Genomic DNA, 243 nt, shown 5'->3' with positions numbered 1-243 from the left:
CTGCGTGCGCTTTACGCCCAGTCATTCCGATTAACGCTTGCACCCTCCGTATTACCGCGGCTGCTGGCACGGAGTTAGCCGGTGCTTCTTCTGCGGGTAACGTCAATCAATAAGGATATTAGCCTTACTGCCTTCCTCCCCGCTGAAAGTGCTTTACAACCCGAAGGCCTTCTTCACACACGCGGCATGGCTGCATCAGGCTTGCGCCCATTGTGCAATATTCCCCACTGCTGCCTCCCGTAG

Annotated in this window: 1 rRNA gene; it reads right to left on the bottom strand. The window is 56.0% G+C overall.

Annotated features, from left to right (window positions below):
- Positions 1-243 (bottom strand): 16S ribosomal RNA (locus tag KP22_RS23130); the annotation flags it as partial.

The sequence above is a fragment of the Pectobacterium betavasculorum genome, from assembly GCF_000749845.1.
Classification (GTDB): domain Bacteria; phylum Pseudomonadota; class Gammaproteobacteria; order Enterobacterales; family Enterobacteriaceae; genus Pectobacterium; species Pectobacterium betavasculorum.
Note: the sequence above shows the minus strand (reverse complement) of the source record. Positions and strands in the feature narration are given on the sequence as shown.